The organism is Roseateles albus, assembly GCF_028595345.1.
GTDB classification, from domain to species: domain Bacteria; phylum Pseudomonadota; class Gammaproteobacteria; order Burkholderiales; family Burkholderiaceae_C; genus Paucibacter_A; species Paucibacter_A albus.
On the sequence record NZ_JAQQXT010000015.1, the window covers coordinates 66,394 to 80,455 of the forward strand.

The 14,062-nt window shown below is 63.1% G+C and carries 15 protein-coding genes; 7 read left to right on the top strand and 8 right to left on the bottom strand.

The features are described 5' to 3' along the window. Positions 1–10: 10 nt before the first annotated feature. The 4 genes from ybaK (at position 11) to PRZ03_RS20125 (ending at position 2,097) form a co-directional block, all read left to right on the top strand. The gene (gene ybaK, locus PRZ03_RS20110; RefSeq protein WP_273601973.1) at positions 11–505 is read left to right on the top strand and encodes a Cys-tRNA(Pro) deacylase; all 495 of its coding nucleotides are present in this window, start codon (positions 11–13) and stop codon (positions 503–505) included. Positions 506–580: 75 nt separating this feature from the next. Next, the gene (gene plsY, locus PRZ03_RS20115) at positions 581–1,297 is read left to right on the top strand and encodes a glycerol-3-phosphate 1-O-acyltransferase PlsY (protein ID WP_263535640.1); all 717 of its coding nucleotides are present in this window, start codon (positions 581–583) and stop codon (positions 1,295–1,297) included. Position 1,298: 1 nt separating this feature from the next. After that, a complete protein-coding gene (locus tag PRZ03_RS20120) occupies positions 1,299–1,646 on the top strand; it encodes a RidA family protein (protein ID WP_273601974.1) in 348 nt (115 codons plus the stop codon). A 31-nt stretch (positions 1,647–1,677) separates the two neighbouring features. Continuing rightward, entirely contained in the window at positions 1,678–2,097 is a 420-nt protein-coding gene (locus tag PRZ03_RS20125; protein WP_273601975.1) for a glutaredoxin family protein, read from the top strand. Positions 2,098–2,180: 83 nt separating this feature from the next. On the opposite strand, the gene PRZ03_RS20130 is transcribed toward PRZ03_RS20125, so the two are convergent. The 7 genes from PRZ03_RS20130 to PRZ03_RS20160 form a co-directional block, all read right to left on the bottom strand. Next, positions 2,181–2,525, bottom strand: a complete 345-nt coding sequence (locus PRZ03_RS20130) for an energy transducer TonB (RefSeq protein WP_263535637.1) — start codon at positions 2,523–2,525, stop codon at positions 2,181–2,183. A 56-nt stretch (positions 2,526–2,581) separates the two neighbouring features. Beyond that, complete coding sequence (locus tag PRZ03_RS20135; RefSeq protein ID WP_273601976.1) at positions 2,582–2,926, bottom strand: energy transducer TonB; 345 nt, start codon at positions 2,924–2,926, stop codon at positions 2,582–2,584. A gap of 44 nt (positions 2,927–2,970) precedes the next feature. Then, positions 2,971–4,518, bottom strand: coding sequence for a methyl-accepting chemotaxis protein (locus tag PRZ03_RS20140; RefSeq protein ID WP_273601977.1), 1,548 nt, complete (start codon positions 4,516–4,518; stop codon positions 2,971–2,973). Between the two features lie 128 nt (positions 4,519–4,646). Beyond that, a complete protein-coding gene (locus PRZ03_RS20145) occupies positions 4,647–5,279 on the bottom strand; it encodes an L-threonylcarbamoyladenylate synthase (protein ID WP_273601978.1) in 633 nt (210 codons plus the stop codon). A gap of 36 nt (positions 5,280–5,315) precedes the next feature. Beyond that, positions 5,316–6,224, bottom strand: a complete 909-nt coding sequence (locus PRZ03_RS20150) for a 3',5'-nucleoside bisphosphate phosphatase (RefSeq protein ID WP_273601979.1) — start codon at positions 6,222–6,224, stop codon at positions 5,316–5,318. A gap of 24 nt (positions 6,225–6,248) precedes the next feature. After that, the gene (gene recJ, locus PRZ03_RS20155; protein WP_273601980.1) at positions 6,249–7,994 is read right to left on the bottom strand and encodes a single-stranded-DNA-specific exonuclease RecJ; all 1,746 of its coding nucleotides are present in this window, start codon (positions 7,992–7,994) and stop codon (positions 6,249–6,251) included. Next, positions 7,991–8,926 carry a hypothetical protein gene (locus PRZ03_RS20160; protein WP_273601981.1) on the bottom strand — a complete coding sequence of 312 codons (936 nt, stop codon included), beginning with the start codon at positions 8,924–8,926 and terminating at the stop codon, positions 7,991–7,993. Before PRZ03_RS20160 ends, recJ begins: the two co-directional genes overlap by 4 nt. Positions 8,927–9,026: 100 nt before the next feature. Here PRZ03_RS20160 and PRZ03_RS20165 point away from each other — a divergent pair, with 100 nt between their 5' ends. The 3 genes from PRZ03_RS20165 to PRZ03_RS20175 are packed head-to-tail and all read left to right on the top strand — an operon-like array spanning position 9,027 to position 12,457. Then, the gene (locus tag PRZ03_RS20165) at positions 9,027–9,926 is read left to right on the top strand and encodes a UDP-2,3-diacylglucosamine diphosphatase (protein WP_273601982.1); all 900 of its coding nucleotides are present in this window, start codon (positions 9,027–9,029) and stop codon (positions 9,924–9,926) included. 4 nt (positions 9,927–9,930) lie between these two features. After that, entirely contained in the window at positions 9,931–11,982 is a 2,052-nt protein-coding gene (gene ppk1 / locus PRZ03_RS20170; RefSeq protein ID WP_273601983.1) for a polyphosphate kinase 1, read from the top strand. Between the two features lie 13 nt (positions 11,983–11,995). Next, complete coding sequence (locus tag PRZ03_RS20175; RefSeq protein ID WP_263535628.1) at positions 11,996–12,457, top strand: SixA phosphatase family protein; 462 nt, start codon at positions 11,996–11,998, stop codon at positions 12,455–12,457. Here PRZ03_RS20175 and ppx read toward each other — a convergent pair. Then, positions 12,454–13,980, bottom strand: coding sequence for an exopolyphosphatase (gene ppx, locus PRZ03_RS20180; protein WP_273601984.1), 1,527 nt, complete (start codon positions 13,978–13,980; stop codon positions 12,454–12,456). The two genes, PRZ03_RS20175 and ppx, sit on opposite strands and share 4 nt — an antisense overlap. Positions 13,981–14,062: the final 82 nt, after the last annotated feature.

Genomic DNA, 14,062 nt, shown 5'->3' on the forward strand with positions numbered 1-14,062 from the left:
AAATCAGGGCATGGCCAAGAAACCCACCCATGTCAGCGAGACGCCAGCGACGCAGTTCTTGCGGCAACACAGAATTGCATTTACCGAGCATGTTTACGATTATGTGGAGCGCGGAGGCACCGCTGAATCGGCGCGTCAGCTAGGTGTTGCTGAACATAGCGTGATCAAGACGCTGGTGATGCAAGACGAAAAGGCGCAACCCTTGATCGTGCTGATGCACGGTGACGCGCAGGTCAGCCTGAAGGCTTTGGCGCGCCAAATCCCGTGCAAAAAGGTCGAGCCCTGCAAGCCCGAAGTGGCGCAGCGCCACAGCGGCTATTTGGTCGGTGGCACCTCGCCCTTTGGCTTGCGCAAAGCAATGCCGGTGTTTGTGGAGGCGACCGTGTTGGAGCTGCCCGGCATCTGCATCAATGGCGGGCGACGCGGTTTTTTGGTCGGCATTGACCCGAAAATCTTGCCCGAACTGCTGCAGGCCAAGGCGGTCAGCTGCGCCGGTGCAGACTAGGCGCACTGCGTGCTCGCCCGCAATGTTGGATGTATCGAGAAAACTTTAAGCGCAATGCGGCCACAATAGCGCCCCATGCAAGATCTACTTTTCCCCCTGCTGGCCGGCGTATTCGGCTACCTCTGCGGCTCGCTGTCCTTTGCCGTCATCATCAGCCGTGTGATGGGATTGTCCGATCCGCGTAGCTATGGCTCGGGCAATCCCGGCGCCACCAATGTGCTGCGTTCGGGCAATAAGGTGGCCGCCGTGCTGACGCTTTTGTTTGATGCCTTGAAGGGTTATGTCGCGGTTTTACTGGTGTTGATCTTCGGTGCACGCTTCGGTTTGGGCGAGGGCACGGCTGCCTTGGTGGGCCTGACGGCTTTTCTAGGGCATTTGTGGCCGGTGTTCTTCCGCTTCAAAGGCGGCAAGGGCGTGGCGACAGCGGCCGGCGTGATCATGGCTTTGAACCCTTTGCTGGGCGCCGCGACGCTGGCGACCTGGGTCATCATTGCCTACTTCTCGCGCTATTCCTCGCTGGCGGCGCTGGTCTCGGCCGCTTTTGCGCCGATCTATCAAATGTTGATTTGGGGCGCCGGCCCCATTGTCGGCGTCTTGGTCGTGATTGGGCTGCTGCTGGTGTGGCGCCATGCCGAGAACATCAAAAAGCTGCTCAAGGGTACCGAAAGCCGACTTGGGCAAAAAGCCAGCGGCGCCGTGCCGCCGGCCGACAGCAGCAAGAAGCATCCCCATGGTGTGGGCCCTCACGCCCATGGTCATTCCCACAAGCATCCGAAGAAAAAAGGTAACTGAAATGAGTATCGAGAGATTTGACGTCGGCGCCCGTATGTCCGAAATGGCGGTTTTTAACGGCGTCGTGTATTTGGCCGGCCAGGTGCCGGAAGATGCCAGCCAAGACATCACGGGCCAGACGGCTCAGGTCTTGGCGGCCATTGATGCCTTGCTGGCCCGGGCCGGCAGCGACAAGACCAAGATCTTGCGGGCACAGATTTTCATCGCCGACCTGGCCGACTTCCCAGGCATGAATGCCGCTTGGGATGCGTGGGTCGTGCCCGGCCACACGCCGCCACGCGCCACGGTCGAGGCCAAGTTGGCCCGGCCCGAGTGGAAGGTCGAGATTGTGGTGACGGCTGCGGTTTGACCCGCGAGGCTGTTGACGCTTGAGATTTCGAATGCGCGAGCCCGCGTCAGAATCGTTGCCAGCACTGAGCGTCAAAACGCGCTTTTTGGCCAAGCTGCGCGAGTACGCGCCCTTGCTGGTGATTGTTTTGCTGGTCTTGGGCGGCTCGCAAGCGGCCCGAGACTGGCAGGCGCGCGCTCAGGCGGAGAAGCTGCGGGCTTCGGTGCAGCCCGGCGACATCGTCATGCTGTCCAGCACCGACTGCGTCTTTTGCCGCCGTGCACGCAGCTGGCTGGATGCCGAGCGCATCAGCTATAGCGAGTGCTTCATCGAGACCAATGCTGCTTGTGCCGATTTGTATCGTGCCCAAATGTCGCCTGGAACACCGACCTTTTTGGTCAGGGGTCAGCGCATCGTGGGCTTTGATAAGCAACGCATGGTGGAGCTGTTGACGGCTGGGGCGAAGGCTTAGGGGCGCGGCCTCAGCTTGGTCGCTGGTATCGCGCCCAAGCCTGAACTAGCCTGACGAAGCCTGCCGGCTTCATCAGTGCGAGCTCAGTCCTCGCTGTTGAAGACGAGTTTGAGTTCGTGGGTTTGCTTTTCGCCGTTGCCTTCAAAGCGCCATTCCATCAAGGCCTCGACCACGGCCTTGTCAAACAGCTTGGGCGGGGTGGCTTCCAGAATCACCACATCCGTGACTTTGCCGTCGGGCCCAATCTGCAGTTGCGCTTTCACTGAGCCTGAGGTAACGCCTTTTTTGGTGGCGGCCGATGGAAACTCCGGCGGCACTTTCTTGAGCACCTTGGGCGCCGCGACCGCGCTGGTGGCGATCAGCAATGCGCTGAGCAAGCCCAGGCCGGCGCGAAGCCATGAAGTCAGGGGAGTGTTGTTTTTTCTCATTGCGATCCTAGGCTAGGCCTCTTTTCAATCAATTGATCGTTAAAACCGATGCGGGTTCATTCGTTGAACACCAGCGTCATTTCATGTGTGCGTTTTTCGCCGCTGCCTTCAAAACGCCATTCCATCAGCGCCTCAATCACGGCGCGGTCGAATAGTTTGGGCGACGAAGTTTCCAGAATGGTGACCTCGGTGACTTTGCCATCGGCGGCAATCGCCAACTGAGCTTTCACGGTGCCCGAGGTGACGCCTTTCTTGACGGCGGCGGCGGGGAATTCAGGTGGGACTTTTTTCAAGACCTTGGGCGGCGGCGCTGCGATGGCGCTGGCAGCGATCAACACAGCGCCGATCAGGCCCAGGCCCGAGCGCGACATTTTGGGCAGGAATGAAGTGATGAGGCTCATTGCTATCCTTGCGTAGTGCTAATTGATTATGGCTGCTGATCGTCTCAGTGAACGCGGAAAAATCCAACCGCTTCCAAAAGCCGCGAAGAGGAGCTGGTCAAGGCCTCGGTGGATTTGCTCAGTGCGCTGACCAAAGTGGCGTTTTGCTGGGTACTGCGGTCCAACTCGTTCATCGAGTGATTGACCACGCCAACGCCGGTGGCTTGCTCTTGCGCGGAGTGCGAAATCTCCTCGATCAACTTGCCCATGTCATTGACTTCGTTGACGACGCTGCTGATGGTGACGCCGGCATTGTTGACCAAGGCGGTGCCGGTTTCAACCTTGACGGTCGACTCTTGAATCAGCACCTTGATCTCCTTGGCGGCACCGGCTGCGCGTGAGGCCAGCGCCCGCACTTCGGACGCCACCACGGCGAAGCCGCGGCCATGCTCGCCGGCACGGGCCGCCTCAACGGCTGCGTTCAGCGCCAAGATATTGGTTTGGAAGGCAATGCCGTCAATCACGCCGATGATGTCGCCAATCTTGTGCGAGCTGGCGCTGATTTCTTGCATGGTGGCAACCACTTGCGACACCACCTTGCCGCCGGCCGAAGCCGAGTTGCGGGCCTTGGTGGCAATACCTGCGGCCTTGCGGGTCAGCTCGCTGGCGCCGCTCAGATTGGCAGCTATTTCTTCGACCGAGGCAGCGGTGTTTTGCAGGCTGGAGGCCGAGCGAGCGGTGCGGTCTGACAGATCCCCATTGCCGCTGACGATTTGCCCAGTGCTTTCCGCGACGTCGTTGGCTGCCGCGCCGACGCTGCCAACCACCCCGGCCAAGGCCTGCTGCATGGCTTGCATCGAGTCCAGCATCTGCCCCAGCTCGTCAGAGCCGGCGGCTTCGAACTGATGGGTCAGGTCACCATTGCGAATGGCTTCCGCGGCGGCTTGAGCCTGCTTGATAGGCACAGTGATGGAGCGAACAATCGCCAAGCCGCCGAAGCTGCCGATCAAGACTGCGGCGATGACCAAGATCACGGTCACCAAGACCGAATTGCGGGCCAGCTCGCCGCCCGAAACAGCCAATTCATTGGCGTTCTCGAACTGCAGATCGACCAGGCCTTTGAGCCCGTCTTGATAGCTTTGCTGGGCCGGACGCACATCGGTGATCAGGCTTTCGCGGGCTTCGTCGGGGCTGCCGTCAATTTGAACCTTGCGGAACTTGGCGATCGAGGCGAAGAACTTGGCCTGAGCGTCCTTGATTTGACTGAGCAGCTCGGTCTCGCGACCTTGTTCGGGGTTGCTGAGCAGCGCCGCGAGTTGCTTCTCACTCTCTTGCAAGGCACCGTCGATCAGTGTTTTTTGCTTTTTGATCGCACCTGCCGAGTCCAGCAGCAGCAGGTCGCGGGAGGCCCGGGCCACGATGCTGACTTGACTTTCCAGCCCGTTGGCGGCGGCGATTTTGACCAGGCTTTGCTTGGCGGTTTGATCCAAGTCCTTGGCGAGGCGGTTGGCGCTGTATGCGCCGTAGCCACCGATGATGGTGAGCAAAATAATCAGCAGACCATAGCTCAGTGCCAGGCGCTGGCTGATACGCAGCTTGCTAAGGAAGTTCATGGGAGCGCTTTCTTCCGTGCCGCGGCCGGCGGCGTTTCCGTTCCACCCCATGTGGATTACGGTAGACCAAAGCTACATCGACTGCCCCCCAAACTTCTTGAGCACTTCTTGCGCAGTTTTTTGGGTGATTAATCTGTAGCGAGGCCTAGCGTAACTGGATCGCCGCGACCCAATCGAATGATTTGCGCCGTTTCGCCGGTCAGATCAATCACCGTGGTGGGCTCAAGTGGGCAGGCCCCGGCATCGACGATGACTTGCAGCAAGCGGTCAAAGCGATCCGAGATCTCGCGCGCGTCGTTCATCGGTTCGGTCTCGCCGGGGGCGATCAAGGTGGTGGCTAGCAGCGGTTGGCCGACCAGTGCAAGCAGTTCCTGGCTGACACGGTGCTCGGGTACGCGCAGGCCGATGGTGCGCCGCGAGGGATGCGAGAGCCGCCGCGGCACCTCCTTGGTGGCCTCCAGAATGAAGGTGAAAGGGCCAGGCGTTGCCAGCTTGAGCAGGCGGTACTGGCTGTTGTCGACGCGGGCGTAGCTGGCCAGCTCGCTCAGGTCGCGGCACAGCAGCGTCAGGTGATGCTTGTCGTCGATGCCGCGAATGCGCCGCAGCGATTCGGCGGCGGTCTTGTCGTCAAGGCGGCAGACGAAGGCGTAGCTGGAGTCGGTCGGGATTGCGCCGATGCCGCCCGCATTGATGATTTGCGCTGCTTGTTTGAGAAAGCGCTGCTGCGGGTTGTCGGGGTGAACTTCGAAATATTGGGCCATGCGGCAATTGTGTACCGCCGCTGGCTCAAATAGCGCCTACTGCCGCGCGGCTGGCGGCCAATGGATGCGCGTATCCAACAGTTGCCAGATCGGGCTCAAGCGTCCCGACAAATCCTTCAGTTGTCCCAGGTCGGTGCGGCTTTCCTCGGGCGAGTGAAAGTCGGAGCCGCGCGAGGCGAGCAAGGCGAATTCCAGGGCGGTCTCGGTGTACTTGGCCGCATCGGCGTCGCTGTGGCTGCCGGTGACGACTTCGATGCCGCGCCCGCCGTGGGCAATGAATTCGGTGATCAGCGCATATTCTTCGGTTGGCGTGAAGCTGTAGCGGGCCGGGTGGGCAATCACCGCTTGGCCGCCGGCCTCCAAAATCCAGCGCATGGCGTCGCTCAGCCGTGCCCAGCGGTGCTCGACATAACCGGGCTTGCCTTCGGTCAGGTAGCGGCGAAACACCTCGGAGATATCGCTGCAATGGCCGGCCTCGACCAGAAAGCGCGCGAAGTGGGTGCGCGAGATCAACTCCGGGTTGCCGACATACTTCAGCGCGCCTTCGTAAGCGTCTTTGATGCCGACTTGAGCCAAACCTGCCGCCATCTCACGAGCGCGTTGCTCGCGCCCGCCGCGGGTGGCGCGCAAGCCCGCAAGCAAGGCCTCGTTGTGGTGATCAAAGCCCAGGCCGACGATGTGCACGACCTGACCCGCGAAGCTGACCGACACCTCGACGCCGGTCAAATAGGGCAGGCCCAGCGCCAGCGCCGCGTCCAGCGCGCGCTGCTGCCCGGCCACTTCGTCATGATCTGTCAAGGCCCATAGCGTCACACCATTGGCCTTGGCCCGCGCCGCCAGCGCTTCCGGCTCCAGCGTGCCGTCGGACACCTTGGAGTGGCAATGCAGGTCGGCGTTCGCCAGGTGATTGACGCGATCGGGGAAGGTCAATGTAGAGGTGCTCACAGCGGCATTCTAAAAGAGCAGGCCTCACACCATCGCTTCAACAATCATTTGCACCCGTTGTTGCCCCTGGTACTCGTCCAGGCTGAGCCGGTAAGCCATCTGGCCTTGGCTGGGTAGCGGCTCGATATGGCCGAACCAGATCGCATCCCGCAGCTGACCGGCTTGGCGCAGCCGCAGCTTGGTGTGCTTTTCGCCCACGATGCGCTGCGAGATGATTTCGACTGCGTCGCAAAACAGCGGCGCCTCGAAGGCCTGACCCCAGACCTGCGCCTCCAGCGCCCGCACGCTGTCGGGCTTGAAGTGCTCGGGCGCCAAGGGGCCGTCGGTGCGCAGGGTGCGGGTCAGGGCGCTGGCATCCAGCCATTCACCGGCCACCTCGCGCAAGGCCGCTTCAAAGGGCTCAAAGCCGTCATCCGCCAGTGTGCAGCCGGCCGCCATCGCGTGGCCGCCAAACTTCTTCAGCAAAGCGGGGTGGCGTTTGCTGATCAGATCCAGCGCGTCGCGCAGATGAAAACCGGCAATCGAGCGACCCGAGCCCTTGAGCTGGCCGTCGGCGCCGCGCGCGAACACAAAAGTCGGCCGGTGCACACGGTCCTTCAGGCGCGAGGCGATGATGCCGACCACGCCTTCGTGGAATTCGGCCTCGAAGATCGCCAGCGCCGGCGGCGGCTCACCCTTCAGGCGCGGGTCTTGCAGCAGCGCATCGAGCTTGAACTCGGCCTGCTCGCGCATATCGGCCTCGATTACGCGGCGCTCGCGGTTGATGGCGTCAAGCTGCTTGGCCAACTCCAGCGCGCGGCCGGGATCATCGGTCAGCAGGCACTCGATGCCCAGCGTCATATCGGACAGCCGACCTGCCGCATTGATGCGCGGCCCCAGTGCGAAGCCCAGATCGAATGCGTTGGCGCGCGCACTGTCGCGGCCCGCCGCACTGAACAAGGCGGCCACGCCAGGGTGCGCCCTACCGGCGCGCATGCGCTTCAAGCCCTGCGAGACCAAGCGGCGGTTATTGGCATCAAGCTTGACCACATCGGCCACCGTACCCAGGGCCACCAAGTCGAGCAGGCCGTCCAGCTTGGGTTGGCTTTGCGCGTCGAAGTGGCCGCGCGTGCGCAACTCGCTGCGCAGCGCCAGCAGCACGTAAAAAGCAACGCCGACGCCGGCCAAATTTTTGCTCTCGAATGTGCAGCCGGGCTGGCTGGGGTTGACGATGGCCGCCGCCTCGGGCAACTCGGTGACGCCGTCGAAGACAGCGGGCAGGTGATGGTCGGTCACCAGCACCTGCAGGCCCAGCGCCTTGGCGTGCGCAATGCCGGCAATGCTGGCGATGCCGTTGTCGACCGTCATCAAAAGCTGCGGGCGCGGCCCTTGTTGAGCCAGCGCCAGGTCGACGATGGCCGGCGTCAGCCCGTAGCCGTGAATGGCACGGTCGGGCACCACATAGCCCAGCTGCGCCGGCTTGGCGCCCAGCAAGGCCAAACCCCGCAGCGCCACGGTGCAGGCGGTCGCGCCGTCGCAGTCATAGTCGGCAACGATGCAGATGCGCGCCTGCGCTTCGATGCAATCGGCCAGCAGTCGCGCCGCATCGGCAATGCCCTTCAGGCCCGAGGGCGGCAGCAAGCGTGCCAGGCCATCGTCCAGCTCCTCGGCAGTTTTGACGCCGCGCGCCGCAAACAGCTGCGCCAGCAGCGGCGACAGCCCCGCTTGCTCCAGTGCCCAGGCGGCACGCGGCGCGGCCGGCCGCTGAATCAGCTGCGGGCCGGCGCTCATAGCGCCCCCAAGATGCTGGCGGTGTTGCTGCGGCTTGACCGCAAGGATTGCCAGAGCCTTTGCAGGCGCGGGCGTGGCTTCAGCGACCAACTGCGCGCCAAGCGCTCACCGCAAAGCGTGAGGCGCAGGCCAGTTTCGCCCTGCTTGGCCCGCGCCAACAAAGCCGCCACAGGGCCGGCGTCGAGCCGCACCCAGGCCTCGCTCCAGGCCTGCCAGTCGCCCGCCAGCAGCGGCTCACGCAGACCTTCCTCGATTTGCAAATCGGCCGGCAAGGGGCCGCCGCTGGCAACGCCGCAGCCGCTGATCCAGACCGAATTCAGGGACAAGGCGCCGGCTGCCTCGCGGGCCTCATTCAAAGGGTGGCCATGCAAGAGCATCTGCACCTCGTTTTGCAGCGTCCGCAAACGCCGGGCTTGCGGCATCCAGGGGTCCACATTGCGCTGCACCACTCGCTCCAGGCTGGCGCTGCGCAGGCCGGCAAAGCTGGGGTGGGCGATCAGCCATTGATCGCTGCCCCGCCACTGCGCGGCCCAGCCCTCGTCCGCCGGCCACAGTTCGGCCAAGCTGTTGAAGAAGGCTTGCGACTCGGCCTCGGTCAGCGCCAGCGCTTGTGGGGGCAGGGCAGTGATTTGGTCACTGCCGACCGACAGGTGAATGGGGCTCAGTTGGGCCCAGGCCTCAGGGCCGGCCGCGTCTTTTGCCCGCCCCCAGGCGGCGGTGGGCAAGCAGCCGTCTTCAACTGCGGGCGCACCTCGCAGTTGGGCAAGGGCCAGCTCAAAAGGCGTGTTGAAGCTGTATTCGTCGCTGCCTATTGGCGCGCCGACCGGCGTGAGCAGCGCCAGCAATTCGGCGAGATGGGGGAGGGTCAGTTCACCCAGCGTGTGGGAGGCGGCCTCGCCGACGGCGCTGGCATGGGGAATCATCAGGTGCATGGGACTGATTATCCGGGCAGCCCGCGGATCGAGTGCTTGTCACGCAAGCTTCACCGAGTTGCCACGGCCGCGACACGGCCGCGCGTCAAGCTTCCCAGCCATGCAGCACGACTCCGCCCTGGCGCGCGCCGCCGCCGCCCTTGCCAACCCAGCGATTGATGACGCTGATGCCACCGTCGGCGCCGATGAGCCGAGTCAGCGCTTTCGCACCGTCTGGATTTCGGACATTCATCTGGGCACGCCCGGCTGTCAGGCCGAGGCCTTGCTGGAATTCCTGCGCGAGGTTGAATGCGAGCAGTTGTTCCTGGTTGGCGACATCATTGATGGCTGGCAGTTGCGCCGCAGCTGGTATTGGCCGCAGGCGCACAACGATGTGGTGCAAAAACTGCTGCGCAAGGCGCGCAAGGGCTGCCGGGTGATTTTTATTCCAGGCAACCACGACGAGTTTGCGCGCAAGTACGTCAATCATGACTTCGGCGGCATTGAGGTCGTGCAAGACTGGATTCACGAGACGGCCGATGGCCGCACGCTCTGGATCACGCATGGCGATTTGTTCGACGGCGTCATCCAATGCGCCAAGTGGCTGGCGCATGTGGGCGACACCGCCTATGAGTTCACCTTGAAGCTCAACAGCTACCTGAACCGGCTGCGTGCCCGCATGGGTCTGCCCTACTGGAGCTTGTCAAAATACCTGAAGCTCAAGGTCAAACGGGCGGTCAGTTTTATTTCCGACTTCGAGGTCGCCGTCGCTCGCGAGGCGCGCAAGCGCGGCGTGCACGGCGTGGTTTGTGGCCATATCCACCATGCCGAGCTGCGCGAGATCGACGGCATCCTCTATGCCAACGATGGCGACTGGGTCGAGAGCTTGACGGCCTTGGTCGAGCATGCTGATGGGCGGTTGGAAATATTGGACTGGAGTGAGCGTTACCGCCGTCCGGTGGCGAAGGGCGTGACTGCGCAGCCGGCGTCGGTCGGGGTTGCCTTAGCTCAATTAAAATAGGTTCATGACCCTAAACACGCAGCCCATCGCCTTGCTCAGCCGAGAGCAAGCCATTCTTGAATTCAACCGGCGGGTGCTGGCGCAGGCGCAGCGCGTCGATGTGCCGCTGCTGGAGCGGCTGCGCTATGTCTGCATCGTGTCCTCGAATTTGGATGAGTTCTTCGAGGTGCGCTTTGCCGACATGCTGGACGCCGCGCGCGACCCGCAGTCTTCGATCAACGCGCGTGATGTGGAGCGCGTGGCCCGCGCCGCCCATGCGCTGATCGACGAGCAATATTCGATCTTCAATGAGCAACTCGCGCCCAAGATGCTGGCCGAGAAGATCACCATCCTCAACCACGCCGATCGCAACGACGCGCAGCGCTTGTGGGTGGCCAAGTATTTCGAGCGCGAGGTGCGCCCGCTCTTGGTGCCGGTGGGCCTGGACCCCGCGCACCCCTTCCCGCAAGTGGCCAACAAGTCGCTGCACTTCATCGCGCGCTTGTCGGGCAAAGATGCTTTCGGTCGCGACAACCGTATCGCCATCGTCAAGGTGCCCCGGGTGCTGCCGCGCGTGATCAAGCTGCCTGCCGCGCTCAGCGATGGTCAGCAGGCCTTCGCTTTGCTGACCAGCGTCATCCGCGCGCATCTGGAGGAGCTGTTCTCTGGGCGCAAGGTCGAGTCTTTTTCGCAGTTCCGTGTGACGCGCGATTCCGAGCTGGAGGTCGACGAGGAAGAGATCGCCAATCTGCGCCACGCGCTGCGCTCAGGACTGACGACTCGCAACTTTGGGCGCGCGGTGCGGCTGGAGGTGACCAAAAGCTGCCCGGCCGAGTTGGCGGACTTTTTGCTTGAACAGTTTGAGTTGCCGGCCGCCGCGCTCTACCGCGTCAATGGGCCGGTCAATCTGGTGCGCTTGAATGAGTTGATTGATCAGACCGATGCGCCGGAGCTGCGCTTTGTGCCGCATGAGCCGGTTTGGCCGGAGTGGCGTTTGCCGCGCCAGAAGTCGGTTTTCGAATGCATACGCAAGGGCGATGTGTTGTTGCATCACCCCTTCGAGAGCTTTGATCCGGTTGTGCAATTCCTGCGCGAAGCGGTCGAAGACCCGATGGTGATGGCCATCAAGCTGACGATTTACCGCACCGGCAGCAAGTCGGTGTTGATGGATCTGCTGATCGAGGCAGCCAGGCGAGGTAAGGAAGTGATGGCGGTGGTCGAGCTGAAGGCGCGCTTCGACGAGGAGGCCAATATCAATTGGGCCGAAAGGCTGGAAGCCGTTGGCGCGCAGGTGGTGTACGGCATTGTGGGCTTCAAGACCCACGGCAAGCTGATGCTGATCACGCGCCGCGAGGGCAATCGTTTCAAGCGTTATGCCCATTTGTCGACCGGCAACTACAACCCCAAGACGGCGCTGCTCTATACCGATCTGGGTTATTTGACGGCCGATCCCGAGCTGACCTCGGATGCCGATTCGGTTTTCCGTCAGCTCGCTTCGCTGGGCAAGATCAAGATGCCGCGCCGGCTTTTGCTGGCGCCGTTCAATTTGCACAGCAGCATGATGGAGTATTTGGCCCGGGTGGAGCAGGCCGCGCGCGAGGGCCGGCCGGCGCGCATTGTCGTCAAGATCAATGCCTTGACCGACACCGAGTTGATCAACGGGCTCTTGAGTGCGGCCCAGGCCGGCGCCAAGATTGATTTGATCGTGCGCGGCGCCTGCATGCTGCCGCCCGGCTTGCCCGGGATCAGCGACAACATCGTGGTGCGCTCGGTGGTGGGGCGCTTTTTGGAGCACACGCGGATCAGCTATTTCCGCTGGGGCCCGACGGATGCGGACGAGGCCTTGTACTTGTCCAGCGCGGATTGGATGAGCCGCAATATGTTCCGCCGCATCGAGATCGCTTGGCCGGTGCAAGACCCCAAGCTGCGCCAGCGCGTCATCGACGAAGCGCTGCAGCCTTATTTGCATGACAGCTTGGATGCCTGGCAGCTCGGCCCCGATGGACGATCCACGAGAGTCGGCGGCGGGGGCATCAGTGCTCAGCAAGCCTTGATGCGGCGCTTTTTAGAGAATTGAGAGGGCTGGCGCAATGGATTTGATCTTGTGGCGTCATGCCGAGGCTGAATTGCTGCGCGAAGGCAGCACCGACCTGCAGCGCTGTCTGACGCCCAAGGGAGAGCGCCAGGCCAAGCGCATGGCAGCATGGTTGAACCAGCGCATGACGGCCAGCACGCGCGTGCTGGTCAGCCCGGCGCAGCGCACCGTCAGCACGGCCGAAGCGCTGGGGCGGGAGTTCCGCATCGTCCCCAGCATTGCGCCCGACGCCAGCGTTGAAGACCTGCTGGCCGCCGCACGTTGGCCTGATGCGACCGAGCCCACGCTGCTGATCGGCCATCAGCCCACGCTGGGCATGTTGGCGGCGCTGCTCTTGACCGGGCATGACCAGCCCTGGTCCGTCAAGAAGGGCGCAGTCTGGTGGCTGCGCTCGCGCGAGCGTGACGGGCAGTCCGAGCTGCTGCTGCAGGCGGTGCAGGCGCCGGACTTTCTTTAGGCGATCGTCAATTCCAGCACGCCGCTACGGCCCCAGGCCAGCGCTTCTTCTTGCAGCAAAAAGTGGGTCCTGGGATGCTCGGCGGCCCAGCCTTTGGGGAGTGTCAATTGCACCCGACGGCCCTGGCGGCTCAGGCGCATGGCCAAGGGGTTGACCGTGCTGCGCGCATGGCATTTGATCGAGGCCAGTCGCAAGCTCAGCAATTGCCAGAGCAGGCTCTCATCATCGAGCAAGCCATCCAGCTTGCGCAGGCCACCGCGCTGACCCAGGGCCAAGTCGCCCAGGCGCTTGAGCTGGTCTTGCGAGAAGCCGGCCGCGTCCACATGGGCCAGCAAATATGCGCTGTGGCGATGGTGGTCGTGGTGCGAGACCATCATGCCGATTTCGTGCAAGGCGGCCGCCCAGTGCAACTCGCGCCGGCGTTCCCCGTCTGTGCGTGGCAGCAGTTGGCGGTGCAGCGCTGCGGCCACCGCCTGCACGCGGCCAGCCTGTTGCAGGTCAACGGAGAAACGCTGCTGCAGGCCCGCGACCGAAGCGTCTCGCATATCGAGCGCGGTCAGGCCCAGGGCGGCGGCGCTTTCGGCTTCCAGCCGTTCGATCAGATCGAAGATAACGCCTTGGCGCAGCGCTCCCTTGGCGGGCAGCAACTCCTCGATGCCGAACTGCGTCAGCAAGGTGTAGAGGATGCACAGGCCGCCACCGACCACGGCGCGGCGGTCTTCTTTCAGGCCGGGCAGCTTGAGCTTGTCCATGCTGCCAGCCGCCAAGGCCTGCTCGATACACCAGCGCAGCGCGGCTTGGGTGATGCGGCCATCGGTCACGCCGCTGGCGGCCAGAATTTGGGCCACCGCGCCGACAGTGCCTGAGGAGCCCAGTGCCTCTTGCCACAGGGCCGGCTTGAACAGCGTCAAGGCTTCTTCCAACTCGGCGCCGGCTGCGACCTGGGCCGCGCGGAAGGCGTCAGCGGTGAACTTGCCCTCGGGGAAGAAGCGCAAGGATAGGCTGACACTGCCGACCTGAAAGGACTCGGCTCGCTGCGGCTTGCGGCCCTTGCCCAGAATCATCTCGGTCGAACGCCCGCCAATGTCGATTACCAGGCGTGGCAAGTTGGACGGCTGCATGCGCGCCACGCCGGCAAAGATCAGCCGCGCCTCTTCGCGGCCCGAAATCACCTCGATCGGGAAACCCAGGGTTTCTTTGGCACGCTCCAAAAATGCGTTGCGGTTGCGTGCTTCGCGCAAGGTTTGCGTCGCGACGGCACGCACACGCACGGCGGGGAATCCGTTCAGCCGCTTGGCAAAGCGAGCCAGACAGTCCAGCCCGCGCTGCATCGCCGCTTCGGTCAACATGCCCTCGGCGTCCAAGCCGGCGCCCAGGCGTACGGTTTCTTTCAGGTATTCGAGACGCTTGTACTGGCCGCGCGGCATATGCGCAATTTCCAGTCGGAAGCTGTTGGAGCCCATGTCGATGGCGGCAAGTGGGGCGGCTAGGTCGGAGCTCAAGGGAGTAGCGGGCAAATTCATGCGCGCGATTGTCGGTGTAAATGACGACAAATTTGGGACAGCCGATGCGCTTTCATGCGCTCGGGCGCCTGCTTGCGCCGGA

Bases quoted from the DNA above. Each gene is read 5' to 3' on its own strand.
- ybaK (WP_273601973.1), top strand. From the start codon at position 11: ATGGCCAAGAAACCCACCCATGTCAGCGAGACGCCAGCGACGCAGTTC.
- ppk1 (WP_273601983.1), top strand. From the start codon at position 9,931: ATGACCCTAAACACGCAGCCCATCGCCTTGCTCAGCCGAGAGCAAGCC.
- ppx (WP_273601984.1), bottom strand. From the start codon at position 13,980: ATGAATTTGCCCGCTACTCCCTTGAGCTCCGACCTAGCCGCCCCACTT.
- plsY (WP_263535640.1), top strand. From the start codon at position 581: ATGCAAGATCTACTTTTCCCCCTGCTGGCCGGCGTATTCGGCTACCTC.
- PRZ03_RS20125 (WP_273601975.1), top strand. From the start codon at position 1,678: ATGCGCGAGCCCGCGTCAGAATCGTTGCCAGCACTGAGCGTCAAAACG.
- PRZ03_RS20130 (WP_263535637.1), bottom strand. From the start codon at position 2,525: ATGAGAAAAAACAACACTCCCCTGACTTCATGGCTTCGCGCCGGCCTG.
- recJ (WP_273601980.1), bottom strand. From the start codon at position 7,994: ATGAGCGCCGGCCCGCAGCTGATTCAGCGGCCGGCCGCGCCGCGTGCC.
- PRZ03_RS20145 (WP_273601978.1), bottom strand. From the start codon at position 5,279: ATGGCCCAATATTTCGAAGTTCACCCCGACAACCCGCAGCAGCGCTTT.
- PRZ03_RS20165 (WP_273601982.1), top strand. From the start codon at position 9,027: ATGCAGCACGACTCCGCCCTGGCGCGCGCCGCCGCCGCCCTTGCCAAC.
- PRZ03_RS20135 (WP_273601976.1), bottom strand. From the start codon at position 2,926: ATGAGCCTCATCACTTCATTCCTGCCCAAAATGTCGCGCTCGGGCCTG.
- PRZ03_RS20175 (WP_263535628.1), top strand. From the start codon at position 11,996: ATGGATTTGATCTTGTGGCGTCATGCCGAGGCTGAATTGCTGCGCGAA.
- PRZ03_RS20160 (WP_273601981.1), bottom strand. From the start codon at position 8,926: ATGCACCTGATGATTCCCCATGCCAGCGCCGTCGGCGAGGCCGCCTCC.
- PRZ03_RS20120 (WP_273601974.1), top strand. From the start codon at position 1,299: ATGAGTATCGAGAGATTTGACGTCGGCGCCCGTATGTCCGAAATGGCG.
- PRZ03_RS20140 (WP_273601977.1), bottom strand. From the start codon at position 4,518: ATGAACTTCCTTAGCAAGCTGCGTATCAGCCAGCGCCTGGCACTGAGC.